Below are 11,659 nucleotides of genomic sequence, written 5' to 3'. Positions count from 1 at the left end.
TCATTTTTTGCAGCTCGGTTCAGCACTCATAGCACGCCAGGAACATGTCCAGCGCAGATTCCACCACTGTGTGCTGCATCTCGGGCGACAGGCCCGTTTGGCCCATGGAAATCTGCGGCCAGAAGGCAAAGGACTTGAGCAACCCGTGGATCTGTTGCGCAGCGAACTCAGGCGCGACCTGTTTCAAGCGGCCATCGGCCTGGGCGGCACGAATCCACACGGTCAAACTTTCTTCGCGCTCACCCATTCGGGCAACCATGTTCTGCGCACGCTCGGGAGAGTGGATGGTGGCGGCAATCGCCACCCGCGCCAGGTCGAGAAAATTGTCATCGGCCAGCATCTGCAATTTCGCCTGCAACATCAGGCGCAACTGATCGCGCAGGGGCAGGTCGTGGCGGTAGGCCGTTTCCTGTTCGGCCGTTACTCGGGTCCATAACTGATTGAGGATTTCGGCAAACAACTCTTCCTTGCTCGGGAAGTGGTTGTACACCGTGCGCTTCGACACGCCGGCGGTGGCGGCGATCTTGTCCATGCTGGTGATGTCGAAACCGTGGGTACGGAATTCGGCAATCGCCGCCAGGATGATGGCTTCGCGTTTTCGGTCGGTGAGGCGCTGTGGAGCTGTCATAAGTACGCTTCGGCAGGAAAAAGTGGAGAATTACACTTGGTAGTTTACTTGTGATCGGCTTTGATGCAACCTAGAAACTACACTGTGCAGTGTAATGTTGTGTTAATCCTGCACCGTGAGAAATTGAATCTTCGGCTGATGCGTGCATGCCTTGGCCATTTATCGTCCCAAGCGGAAAATCGTCGATTGTGCGGTTTTTCTGGAGTCATTCAGTCATGGACACTTCAACTTCCCCAGCGAACAACGCTTCAACGCCTGAAGCGTCCCGCCAGGCTCAAGGGCAGTACCGAAACCATGTGCCGGTGCAGCGCGAAGGCTTTCGCAAAACCTTGCGCATCCTGTGGAACTTCATCTTCAACAAACCGCACGACACCCGGCCGTCGGCCCCCGTTCCGGTGCAAACCCTGACCCAGGCGGCGTTGATTGCCGCGCCTAACCACAGCGTCTATCGCCTGGGCCATTCCACGCTTCTGCTCAAGCTGCAGGACAAGTTCTGGATCACCGACCCGGTCTTCGCCGAACGCGCCTCGCCCGTGCAATGGGCCGGCCCCAAGCGTTTCCACCAGCCGCCGATCAGCCTCGAAGACCTGCCGCCGATTGAAGCGGTGATCCTGTCCCACGATCACTACGACCACCTCGATTATCAGGCCGTGCTCAAACTGGCGGACAAGACCCGCTACTTCCTCACGCCCCTGGGCGTGGGGGACACCCTGATCAAGTGGGGCATCGACGCCAGCAAAGTGCGCCAACTGGATTGGTGGCAGGGCACCGAGGTCGATGGCCTTCAATTCGTAGCCACACCTTCGCAGCACTTTTCCGGTCGCGGGCTGTTCGACGGTAACAGCACCCTGTGGGCATCGTGGGTGATGATCGACGGCGACACGCGGATTTTCTTCAGTGGCGACAGCGGCTACTTCGACGGCTTCAAACGCATCGGCGAGCAGTACGGCCCATTCGACCTGACCCTTATGGAAACCGGCGCCTACAACGTCGAGTGGCCTCACGTGCACATGCAGCCCGAGCAAACCCTGCAAGCGCACATCGACCTTAAAGGGCGCTGGTTGCTGCCGATCCACAACGGTACCTTCGACCTGTCGATGCACGCCTGGTACGAACCTTTCGACCGTATTCTGGCGCTGGCCTGGGAACGGAACGTATCGATCACCACGCCGCAAATGGGCGAGGCGTTCAACGTGATGTATCCGCAGAGTGGTGGCGCGTGGTGGTTGGGTGTGGAAGATGTAAGCGATCAGGCGACAGTGCAGAACGCTTGATGTTGTGCTGCCTGGGCGCTGGCGGTGCAAGCGCCCCGGGCTTTTCAGCTGTGTTCGTCCAGTAACGGCTTTGTATATTCCGAGATTTTTGCCACGGTCAGATCGCAAAATTCTCCACGGAGTATTTCGTTCAGTTCCTCCTCAGACAATCCAAGCCTATGGGCCGCCTCAGCCTGACTCAGCTGACCGGTTTCGAGGAGCATGCCTATTTTCATAACGTGTTCGGCTTTGGCCCGCATCTGCTGCAACCTCACTCAACCATCGCATAATCCGCCCGCCCCACCGGATTCGGTGTGGACCCTTTCACATTCATCCCTCGGCCCGGTGCAAACCCCGGGAAGAACACCAGGCCTTGCGATTCAAACCGATACGCCAACGCCAGCCGCGTGACATCCAGTACATTACGCTGCGCCTCGAATCGCTGGATGGCGTCAACGGAAACCCCGGATTCCTCGGACAACTCTTCCACACTCCAACCCAGCATCGCTCGGGCCTGGGCGCAGTGGGCGGGGGTGAACTGGAAGAGGGCGATGCGTTCCAGGGTGATTTTCATTGCAAGAGAGGCCATGGTTTTCTCCGGGGATCGAGCGTGGCGATTCGAAAATGTACTGTGTTTTTGTACAGTTGTTTTGCGCCCGGATCAAACTCATTTTTTGATCGATTCTCTTTTTTCGCTCAGGCAGGGGCGTTGGACCGACTACGCTGTCTCTAGGCGGTTTCCTGAAAGCTCCAAATGATTGAACGCCAGCCTTCTGATCTTCAATGCCGGAAAGGTGGCGTTTCAAAGGCGGTGCGCCACAGCGTTATGCGGGGAAGGGAATCATGAAAAGACTACGTCTGCTATGTGCCCTGATCAGCTTTACAACTCTGCCGGTCCTGGCCGATACGGTATCGCCAGACAAAGATGCCTTTGTCACCAACCTCATCAATCAGATGACCCTCGACGAAAAAGTCGGCCAACTGCGGCTGATCGCTATCGATGACAAGATGACGCCCGAAAAAATCTGCCAGGAGATCACTGCCGGGCGAATCGGGGGGACGTATGGCTCTGTGAGCCGTTATGTAAACCGCCCCATGCAGGACGCGGCTCAACAAAGCCGCCTGAAGATACCGATGTTTTTCGGTTGGGACGTGATACACGGTCATCGAACCATTTTCCCCATTGGCCTGGCCCTGGCCTCCAGTTGGGATATGGACGCCATCGAGTTGAGCGGTCGAACGGCGGCGAAAGAAGCCAGTGCGGACGGTATCGATATGACCTTCGCCCCGATGATCGATGTCGCCCGTGATCCTCGCTGGGGGCGCACATCCGAAGGCTTCGGTGAAGACACCTATCTGGTTTCGCGCATTGCCAGAGTGATGGTCCAGGCCTACCAGGGACAAAGCCTGAACGCGCCCGACAGCATCATGTCCAGCGCCAAGCACTTTGCGTTGTATGGGGCTGTCGAAGGAGGGCGCGACTACAACAGCGTCGACATGGGCCTGACCCGAATGTACCAGGACTACCTGCCACCTTATCGTTCGGCGATCGAGGGTGGCGCGGGAGCCGTCATGGCGGCGCTTAACTCGATAAATGGTGTGCCGGCGGCGGCCAATAAATGGTTGATGCAGGACCTGCTCCGCAAAGCGTGGGGCTTCAAGGGACTGGTCATCAGCGACCATAACGGGGTCACCGATCTGGTTCAGCACGGTGTTGCGAGGAATCCTCGCGACGCGGCCAGGCTCGCCATCAGGGCCGGCATTGATATGAGCATGAACGACTCCTCCTATGGGCCGGAGTTGCCAGGGCTGCTTGAGTCTGGCGCCATTTCCCAGAGCGATATTGATGACGCGGTGCGGGAAGTACTGGGTGCCAAGTACGACATGGGGCTATTCGAAGACCCTTACCGGCGCCTCGGCGCTGCCAGTGAAAGCGCTGCTGATAACAACGCCGAAAACCATCTGCACAGAGCGCAGGCCCGTGAAGTGGCACGCAAGACACTGGTGCTGTTGAAGAATGAAAACGGGCTCTTGCCGCTGAAAAAAGAGAGCACGATCGCGCTCATCGGCCCGTTGGCAAAAAGTACCGTCGACATCATGGGCAGTTGGTCTGCAAGTGGTGTGCCCGCGCAATCGGTGACGATCTACGACGGGCTGAAAAGCGCGATGAGCCAGGGCTCGCTGATCTATGCCCGAGGCGCCAATCTCGAGGAGGATCAGGAGGTTGTTAAATACCTGGAATACCAGGGCGTGTCTGAAATCGCCAACGACCCTCGCCCGGCAGAAGAAATGATTGACGAAGCAGTCAAGGTTGCACAGCAAGCCGATGTTGTCATCGCCGTGGTGGGCGAGCCCCGCAGCATGTCCCATGAAGCGGCCAGTCGAACCAGCCTCGATCTGCCGGGGCGCCAGAGTGAATTGATCACCGCCCTGAAAGCCACCGGCAAGCCGCTGGTACTGGTATTGATGAACGGTCGGCCGTTGTCGATCGGCAAGGAGCAGAAACAGGCCGATGCGATTCTGGAAACCTGGTACAGCGGTACCGAGGGAGGCAACGCCGTTGCGGATGTATTGTTCGGTGACTACAACCCGTCCGGCAAATTACCCATCACCTTTCCACGTTCCGTGGGGCAGATCCCCAATTACTACAGCCACCTGAACACCGGCCGTCCGTATCTGCCGGGTGCGCTTCGCAACTACACGTCGCAATATTTCGATCAATCCTATGGGCCGCTTTACCCCTTCGGCTATGGGCTGAGCTATACCGATTTCAGCCTGACCGACATGGCCCTGTCTTCGACCACACTGAACAAGACCGACAACCTCGTCGCCAGCATCATGGTGAAAAATACCGGCCAGCGTGACGGCGAAACGGTGGTTCAGCTGTATATCCGCGATGTCGTTGCCTCCGTCGCCCGGCCGGTCAAAGAACTGAAAAACTTCCAAAAAATCATGCTCAAGGCCGGCGAGGAGAGAGCAGTCCACTTCAGCATTAACGAGAACGACTTGAAGTTCTTCAATGCCCAACTGGAATACGTCGCCGAGCCGGGTGAGTTCCGGGTGCAAATCGGCCTGGATTCCCAGGATGTGAAGGAGCAGAGCTTTGAATTGCTGTCAGAACAAGCCACTCAAGACAATCATCCGCCTGGTGCAGAACCTGTAGACGCGAGCGGTGCGGCGATCCGACTTGCCCACGAAGAACGATGATGCGTAATCCCTGGAAACCGCGGTGCATTCTTCGCGGGCAAGCTTCGCTCCTACGGGGTCATTTCGCCCCCTCCAACCAAACGGACGGCGCCTGCCCCAACACGCGACGAAACATCGTCGAAAACGCCGCCGGACTTTCATAACCAAAATCCAGGGCAATGCGCGTCACCGGCGTGTCCACCGCCAGCCGCGCCAAGGCCAGCACCACGCAGGCCCGCTGCCGCCATTGGCTGAAACTCAGCCCGGTTTGTTGGCGGAACAGACGATTGAACGTACGCAAACTGATATGCAACTGATCGGCCCATTGTTGCGGCGATTGGTGAGCGTTCGGTTGCCGGAGAAACCTCTGACACAACCCGAGCAACCGCGAATCCACAGGCAGCGGAATGTGCAGCGGCAAATGAGCGCTACGCGCCAGTTCATGCAGCAACAAGTCGATCAGCGCCCCATCGCGCCCGGCCTCGTCGTACTCCAGCGCAACCTCCACCGCCTCCATCAGTAAATGCCGCAGCAACGGCGAAACACTGATCACCTGGCAGCGGCTGCCCAGATCAACCGCCCCCGGTTCGATATACACACTGCGAGTGCTCACCCCCAGCATCAACACCTCATGCGCCACCCCTGGCGGAATCCACACCGCCCGCTGCGGCGGCACCACCCAATTGCCGTCGAGCGTGCTCACCTGCATCACCCCGGTGGCGCCATACAACAACTGCGCCCGTCGATGGGTATGGCGCGGCAACCGATGACCGTCGGGATAATCCGTACCGATGGCCACCACCGGCCGTGGCGTGTCGTCCAGCAGATCAATCGAAACATTGCGCATCGAGCGGCACCCAGCGGTTGGCGTAAACGCAAACATTATTGGCTGACTTGCTGAAGCAGGCCAAGCCATATCGCTCTATCGTCGGCCACTCTCAACCCACGGACGATGCGCGATGTTTTTCTACCTCTTGCTGGCACTCTTCGGCTGCATGACCGGCGTCACCGCCGTGCTGTTCGGCTTCGGCGGCGGATTTGTCGTCGTGCCCTTGCTGTACCGCATGCTCACGGCCAGCCACGGCATCGACGACCCCATCGGCCAAGCGGCGATGCACATTGCCGTAGCCACCTCGACCTGCGTGATGATCGTCAATGCGCTAATCGCCACCAGAAAACATCACCACGCCGGCAATCTCATTCGCCATTACTTGTGGCCGTTGGGCGGGTTCATCGGCTTGGGCGCGATCGTCGGAGCTGTGGTCGCGATGTGGGCGAGTGGTGAGTTGATCCGTTTTGCCTTCATCGTTTACCTGGGCGTGACCATTCTGGATTGCTTGTTCAGACGCGGTTTTCTTACACAGTCCTACATCGAAATCCCACGGCGATTGGGCGGGGCAGAAGTGTCTGGCGGCGGTGTGGGAATTGGCGCTATCGCCACGTTTCTTGGGGTGGGCGGCAGCGTCATGACCGTGCCGTTGCTAAGACGCTGTGGCCTCAGCATGTCGCAAGCCACATCCATGGCTAATCCATTGAGTCTTCCGGTTGCGGTGGCCGGAACGCTGACCTATATGGCGATGGCGGGGTTTACCGAGTTTGATCTGGGACCGTGGTTTGTCGGTTATGTGGATGTGCTGGCGTTTACGGTATTGACGTTTGGGTCGCTGGTGGGGATTCGGCTGGCCACGCCGTGGATCGGGCGGATACCGGATCGGGTGCATGCGCGGGTTTATATTGGTTTGCTGGTAGTGGTGATGCTTAGCATGTGTCTGGGTTGAGTGTTATCGGCGTAGCTTTCCATCGATTCTCGGACGTTGCTTCGCCATAATCCGCGACAACTTCTCGCGAGCAGCGCTCGATTCACTCAAGGATGTTTTGATGTTCAAAGGACTGTTTCGTCTGACCGGCATTGTCGTGTTGGTGTGTTCAACTTTTTCTACCGCGCTGTGGGCTGAAAATGGCACTCAGGTTTACACCGGAACTGTGGGCAAATCGCCGATTGTGCTGGAGGTGAACGCCAACGGCAGTGAGGGGCGGTACTTTTACCAAAAGTATCGCAGTGATCTAGTACTCACCGGAAATAGAGAAGGCGAAACCCTGATACTCGACGAGGGCAGCCAGGCTGACGATGAGGGTAAAACTGTCCCGCAAATTCGCTTGCATCCCAAGCCCGACGGTTGGTCCGGCGAATGGACCAGTCCACAAGGCAAAGTCCTCAAGGTCGAATTACAGCAAGCCAAACTCCCGCCAGTGTCCGCCGAAACGTTGCCCTATCTCGTCAGACTCCATGACAAGGCGCCATACGAATATCTGCGTCTGCAAGGCCTGAAACTCAAACAAGGACGGACCGAAACGTTCATAGGGTACACGCTGCAATGGTGGGGCGAGCCACAGACAAAAATGGAAGGGTTTGAAGTGGTTTCGGGGTACACCGCTGAAACGCGCCAGCGTATCAATCAGCAGTTGATGGCGCGGTTGTGGCAGGGCGTGGTGGGGCATTTCGGGTGCTACGTCGATGGCAAACAGGGCTACTACAATCAGGGGATTCAGCCGTTGTGGATGACGTCCTCCGTCATGAGCGCGACTATCTCATTCGAGTACTACTGCGGTGGGGCTTACCCGGATCAGTACAATGAGGCGCTCAATCTTGATACCCGTACCGGGAAAGTCCTGACGCTTGATGACGTGCTGTGGGTGGGGCAGGGCAAACCGCTGCATTTCGAGCAAAAAATCTACGACTACGATGAATCTTCATCCGAGTCATCCGCTGTCTATTACGACTACCGGTCCAAGGAGCTGGCGCCTTGGCTGGTGGCGCAACTGCTTAAGCTGTATCCCAAGGAAATGACGACAACGGCTGAAGGGGAGAACGACTGCGGCTACAACGACGACTACCCTTGGCACTATCCGGATTGGTACTTCACCGAAAAAGGCATCAAGTTAGAGCCGTCTTTCCCTCACGTGTCTGCCGTCTGCCGAAACATTGGCTGGGGCGTCCTGCCCTACAGCCTCATCAAACAACATCCCGGCGGCGTAGCGCTGCAACTGCCCTGAGGCGAAGTCACTGATCCGCCAACCCCGGCGCTTCACGAATAATGAAGTGATCCAGGTTCTCGATGTTGGCACTGAACACCCCGAACGTCTGTTCGGGGTTTTTCTTGCTAGGCACCTGCTTCAACTCTGGCGTCACGCCATAAAAGAAGCAATACAACTCGGCATCACTGTCGACGGCGTGCTTGATCTCTTCCAGAAACGCTTTGCGCTTGCGGTAGTTGTCGATCAGCTTCTTACTCAGATAAACGTTGACCGAATAAGGCTTCTTCTTCGCCTCGTCCGCTTGCTTGAACCAGACCTTCTGTTCGAAATCGATGCGAAAGCTCTGGGTGTAATCCTTGATCTCCTTGATCTTGCCCCAGTAAATCAGCCCCTTGTTGTCCTGCAGGTACTCGATCTTCTTGAAGAACGACCCATAGGGCGCCGTGTGCTCGCCAATCTTCAGCGGCATGCGCTTGAGCAGCTCCTTGTCCGTGAAGTTCGACACAAAACACTCCACCGGGTGTGCGAAGACACTGGTCTTGTCCGGCGCCGACTCCCGGCTTGGCTGCTCGACGTTACTGCTCGCTGAAGTGAGAGTCGGGGCATCGCGCAAAACATCCGCTGCCACCGCCGGGCTCGCAGGCTTACGCACATACTCACGCCGAGTCAGCAACAACTCCGACGGAAAATGCTCCTCCCGACCGTCATCCGATTCCGCCCCGTCCGCCTCCACACCCGACGCCGGCATCTTCAGACTGACATAAGGACAATCCGCCACATGCCGCGTGCTGGGCATGTTCTTGAAGTGCGGCGTGCGCACGTAATTCACATTCTTGGCGTTGAACGTTCCCAACACGTTGGCCGCATCGAATGCCAAACGGCAGGCATCGTTGGGGCACTGGAAATGCTCCTTGGCGGAATCGAAATCCATGGTTTCATCGAAATTCAGATCGCGCACATCATAGATCGACAGCTTGTCGTCGAGGCTGAGGCAGTAGGCGAGGTCGAATTTCATGGCGGGCTCGGGTCCTTGAGAGGGGACGGGTATTAATAGCGGGAGGTGGGGAGGGTTGCACTGAATGTTTTTGGCACAGCGCAAAATCCGTAGCAATGCACCGGTCAATAGGCAGGACGTGCGAGCATAACCGGAATTATACTGCTGGAAGTGGAGGGTTGAGCCACGATAGTTGGCATTATAGTTCCGACTGTGTGGCAAGCCATGCTAGGACGCCTGGTTGAATGGGGGGCTGCGATGAAAGAGAACACCAACGAACGGCGCAGGGAGCTCATTGACGACATCGTCATGCAGCATGTGACGGGGATCGAAACCCTGGGCACCGCTATTCGTCGGCTAAGGCTTGAGGTGACCGGTTTCGACCAGGAAACCTTTGCAGCCATGTGCAAGATGTCGACCAAGGCGCTGTACCAGATCGAGAAGGACAAGGCTAATCCGACCGTCAGCACCCTCGAAGCCATCCTGAGGAAGTTCGGGCTGCGTCTGGGGCTGACCATTGCCACAACTCTTCACACGCCGCCGCTTGGGCAGCAAAAGCCGGTTTCCAAAGCGCCCGTTCGCGGCGCCAATCCTAAACGCAAGTCCGCAGGACAGCTTAATAGAGTGGCTACGTTGCGAGCCACAACAAAGACCAAGGATGGCGATAAGGGCCCGGCCGATTGAGTGATGACGCAAAATCCGTAGGTGCGCGTGCATGGCAGGGCGACAGGGTGGTGATCACCAAGGCCGGCAAGCCTTATCTGGGCCTGCTGCCCCATGTCGATTCACCGCAGACGCGCAAGCCTGGGCGATTAAAGGGGAAGATTCGGATGTCGGCAGATTTTGACAGGGCTTCAGGTTCACCATGAACAATATCCCACTCGTAAATTGTTCTACCCTTCGCATCAGTCCTGCGATCCCGAAGTCCTCCCTTGTATTGGGTTTTCTTGAGCAAAAGCCCGATCAGTGTGATTGGTCAGGGCTTTATTTGACTAATTGTGACAATGGATTTCATTGCTTGGCGCAAGTGCCCATAAAGTACTCTAGACCCTCAGGAAAACTGACGCCTAGAAGTTCTGACAGCGTCATTACCTGACTCTCGCTTAAAAGTAATTCTCCTGGTTCCACTTCGTTTAGTGGCTTCGATTCAATAAGATGGGCAACTTTCTCATTGAGCTCAGTTCCTTCGATATCCAGCTCAAACTGCAAAGAGTCGTCCTGCTTGTCATCCGGATAAAAGCCAGTTATTGAAAGGTAGCGCATGCTGTAATCCTTAGTTTCTTGAGGTTTTTCTGCCTGGTTTCGCAGGTTTTGTTTGTTCGCCTGTGATGTGGTTGAATTCGCCTAAATGGACTCCGAGTTTGTCGTATTTTTCCACAGCATTACTTTTGTAGTCCCATTCATAAATTCGCCCCTTACGGTCAACCCAACGAGCGCGTTTCCTTCCTCCCCCTTGAACAGATGACTTCGACTTTACTCGGGTTGTATCTGGAAATGCGGGAAGCGTTTTCGGGTGGTCATAATACGAATGATCACCGGTTTGACTGAGAACAATGTAAACCGGCCTAATCCCTGAATCAGCCGGAAACACGAGGATGAAATCCTTGTATTCCGGCGGATAAACCGGGTTCACGATGATGCTATCAGCCGCTTTCGTTGGCGGGTAAACCCAGATATGCGGCGCTTGCGGGGCAGCCTCCAGCGCCGGAATGCCCAGGATGTCGGAACCATCCACGGCCGGTGTCCAGATCAGTTCAATGCCGTCACCCAGGTCAGCCACCTGCTGGGTGCCACGCAATGTGAACTGCACAACATCAACCATTTCCCAATCGCGATTTTTGCCGGTGTAGAAACCATATCCCTTGAGGCTGCCGTCAGTCTGTTGCTCGACCTGCAGGCGAACGCGGGTACGGGCCTGTTTGAGCGCACGGAGTTGGTCGTCGGTGTAAAGCGAGCTGTCGCCCAGACTCGATGGTATGACCAGCGCAACAAGGCCAACCAGCGTTGCTGTTACGGCGCTCGCTGTGGCCACGGGAGCAGCAGCGAATGCCGACCCGACCAAGGCGAGAGAGCCCAGACCGACGGGGATCGCTGCGCCACTGATCTTCTTCAGTGGCATAGCGCCTGACTCATCCGCTTCGCGAGCACCCAGCAGAATCAGGTCGCCGTAGTCTTTCAGGCTATCGGTCGGCACCATCCCTGAGGGATTCGAGTAGTCGATGATGGCGTCCGGCAGCTTGCAGGACTTGGCGAAGACACATCCTGCTTGAGTGAGCCTCTGCTTTTCCGCTATGACCTGACGGCTGTGTTCGAAGGCGTCTTGCCTGGCCAGCATGGCCTCGTAAGCTTTTTGTCTGGCGTCACGCTCGGCCAATTCGGTGGCCGTCATGTAGCGGTGGGTGACGTGATGCCCATCACCGGAGGGTGGATTCTTAATCCGCGGAATGTCCTTATTGCCAGCCACTGATCATCCTTTCGTTCATCCATCGGCAGCCCCGGAAAAGGGGCTGCGCGACATTAACGAACGTGGCTAATCGTGGCTGTAGGACGAGTCCTGGATGA

Annotated in this window: 13 protein-coding genes; 5 read left to right on the top strand and 8 right to left on the bottom strand. The window is 56.8% G+C overall.

Annotated elements, in window-relative coordinates:
* Window positions 1-19 precede the first annotated feature (19 nt).
* The gene (locus AC1DQM_RS22030; protein WP_477746863.1) at window positions 20-628 is read right to left on the bottom strand and encodes a TetR/AcrR family transcriptional regulator; all 609 of its coding nucleotides are present in this window, start codon (window positions 626-628) and stop codon (window positions 20-22) included.
* 215 nt (window positions 629-843) lie between these two features.
* Between AC1DQM_RS22030 and AC1DQM_RS22025 the strand changes: the two genes are divergently transcribed.
* Window positions 844-1,902, top strand: coding sequence for an MBL fold metallo-hydrolase (locus AC1DQM_RS22025; protein ID WP_019581425.1), 1,059 nt, complete (start codon window positions 844-846; stop codon window positions 1,900-1,902).
* 44 nt (window positions 1,903-1,946) lie between these two features.
* Here AC1DQM_RS22025 and AC1DQM_RS22020 read toward each other — a convergent pair whose 3' ends face one another.
* Together AC1DQM_RS22020 and AC1DQM_RS22015 are read right to left on the bottom strand one after the other, a co-directional pair.
* Window positions 1,947-2,141 carry an XRE family transcriptional regulator gene (locus AC1DQM_RS22020; protein ID WP_477746862.1) on the bottom strand — a complete coding sequence of 65 codons (195 nt, stop codon included), beginning with the start codon at window positions 2,139-2,141 and terminating at the stop codon, window positions 1,947-1,949.
* 11 nt (window positions 2,142-2,152) lie between these two features.
* Window positions 2,153-2,470 (bottom strand): helix-turn-helix domain-containing protein, encoded by a 318-nt coding sequence (locus AC1DQM_RS22015; protein ID WP_018926408.1) that lies wholly within the window; start codon window positions 2,468-2,470, stop codon window positions 2,153-2,155.
* 254 nt (window positions 2,471-2,724) lie between these two features.
* Between AC1DQM_RS22015 and bglX the strand changes: the two genes are divergently transcribed.
* Window positions 2,725-5,088 (top strand): beta-glucosidase BglX, encoded by a 2,364-nt coding sequence (gene bglX / locus AC1DQM_RS22010; protein WP_477746861.1) that lies wholly within the window; start codon window positions 2,725-2,727, stop codon window positions 5,086-5,088.
* Between the two features lie 58 nt (window positions 5,089-5,146).
* Here the strand turns inward: bglX and AC1DQM_RS22005 are convergent, their stop codons facing one another.
* Entirely contained in the window at window positions 5,147-5,914 is a 768-nt protein-coding gene (locus tag AC1DQM_RS22005) for an AraC family transcriptional regulator (protein ID WP_477746860.1), read from the bottom strand.
* A gap of 112 nt (window positions 5,915-6,026) precedes the next feature.
* On the opposite strand from AC1DQM_RS22005, the gene AC1DQM_RS22000 reads away from it, so the two are divergent.
* Both AC1DQM_RS22000 and AC1DQM_RS21995 read left to right on the top strand, forming a co-directional pair.
* Complete coding sequence (locus tag AC1DQM_RS22000) at window positions 6,027-6,845, top strand: sulfite exporter TauE/SafE family protein (protein ID WP_477746859.1); 819 nt, start codon at window positions 6,027-6,029, stop codon at window positions 6,843-6,845.
* A gap of 100 nt (window positions 6,846-6,945) precedes the next feature.
* Window positions 6,946-8,121 carry a hypothetical protein gene (locus AC1DQM_RS21995; RefSeq protein WP_477746858.1) on the top strand — a complete coding sequence of 392 codons (1,176 nt, stop codon included), beginning with the start codon at window positions 6,946-6,948 and terminating at the stop codon, window positions 8,119-8,121.
* A 7-nt stretch (window positions 8,122-8,128) separates the two neighbouring features.
* Here the strand turns inward: AC1DQM_RS21995 and AC1DQM_RS21990 are convergent, their stop codons facing one another.
* Window positions 8,129-9,118, bottom strand: coding sequence for a hypothetical protein (locus AC1DQM_RS21990; RefSeq protein WP_064616442.1), 990 nt, complete (start codon window positions 9,116-9,118; stop codon window positions 8,129-8,131).
* A gap of 237 nt (window positions 9,119-9,355) precedes the next feature.
* Between AC1DQM_RS21990 and AC1DQM_RS21985 the strand changes: the two genes are divergently transcribed.
* Entirely contained in the window at window positions 9,356-9,781 is a 426-nt protein-coding gene (locus tag AC1DQM_RS21985) for a helix-turn-helix domain-containing protein (RefSeq protein WP_082920914.1), read from the top strand.
* Window positions 9,782-9,854: 73 nt separating this feature from the next.
* Here the strand turns inward: AC1DQM_RS21985 and AC1DQM_RS21980 are convergent, their stop codons facing one another.
* Genes AC1DQM_RS21980 through AC1DQM_RS21970 form a run of 3 tightly spaced genes read right to left on the bottom strand, consistent with a single transcriptional unit; the run spans window position 9,855 to window position 11,561 of the window.
* Complete coding sequence (locus AC1DQM_RS21980; protein WP_477746857.1) at window positions 9,855-10,052, bottom strand: colicin E3/pyocin S6 family cytotoxin; 198 nt, start codon at window positions 10,050-10,052, stop codon at window positions 9,855-9,857.
* A gap of 56 nt (window positions 10,053-10,108) precedes the next feature.
* Window positions 10,109-10,360, bottom strand: coding sequence for a pyocin S6 family toxin immunity protein (locus AC1DQM_RS21975; RefSeq protein WP_064616446.1), 252 nt, complete (start codon window positions 10,358-10,360; stop codon window positions 10,109-10,111).
* A gap of 10 nt (window positions 10,361-10,370) precedes the next feature.
* The gene (locus AC1DQM_RS21970; protein WP_064616448.1) at window positions 10,371-11,561 is read right to left on the bottom strand and encodes an S-type pyocin domain-containing protein; all 1,191 of its coding nucleotides are present in this window, start codon (window positions 11,559-11,561) and stop codon (window positions 10,371-10,373) included.
* Window positions 11,562-11,659: the final 98 nt, after the last annotated feature.

Source organism: Pseudomonas sp. 01L34 (assembly GCF_056400265.1).
This window is presented reverse-complemented; position numbering and strand designations above follow the sequence as displayed.

Bases quoted from the DNA above. Each gene is read 5' to 3' on its own strand.
- AC1DQM_RS22005 (WP_477746860.1), bottom strand. From the start codon at position 5,914: ATGCGCAATGTTTCGATTGATCTGCTGGACGACACGCCACGGCCGGTG.
- AC1DQM_RS22020 (WP_477746862.1), bottom strand. From the start codon at position 2,141: ATGCGGGCCAAAGCCGAACACGTTATGAAAATAGGCATGCTCCTCGAA.
- bglX (WP_477746861.1), top strand. From the start codon at position 2,725: ATGAAAAGACTACGTCTGCTATGTGCCCTGATCAGCTTTACAACTCTG.
- AC1DQM_RS22025 (WP_019581425.1), top strand. From the start codon at position 844: ATGGACACTTCAACTTCCCCAGCGAACAACGCTTCAACGCCTGAAGCG.
- AC1DQM_RS21995 (WP_477746858.1), top strand. From the start codon at position 6,946: ATGTTCAAAGGACTGTTTCGTCTGACCGGCATTGTCGTGTTGGTGTGT.
- AC1DQM_RS22000 (WP_477746859.1), top strand. From the start codon at position 6,027: ATGTTTTTCTACCTCTTGCTGGCACTCTTCGGCTGCATGACCGGCGTC.
- AC1DQM_RS21975 (WP_064616446.1), bottom strand. From the start codon at position 10,360: ATGCGCTACCTTTCAATAACTGGCTTTTATCCGGATGACAAGCAGGAC.
- AC1DQM_RS21985 (WP_082920914.1), top strand. From the start codon at position 9,356: ATGAAAGAGAACACCAACGAACGGCGCAGGGAGCTCATTGACGACATC.
- AC1DQM_RS22030 (WP_477746863.1), bottom strand. From the start codon at position 628: ATGACAGCTCCACAGCGCCTCACCGACCGAAAACGCGAAGCCATCATC.
- AC1DQM_RS21990 (WP_064616442.1), bottom strand. From the start codon at position 9,118: ATGAAATTCGACCTCGCCTACTGCCTCAGCCTCGACGACAAGCTGTCG.
- AC1DQM_RS22015 (WP_018926408.1), bottom strand. From the start codon at position 2,470: ATGGCCTCTCTTGCAATGAAAATCACCCTGGAACGCATCGCCCTCTTC.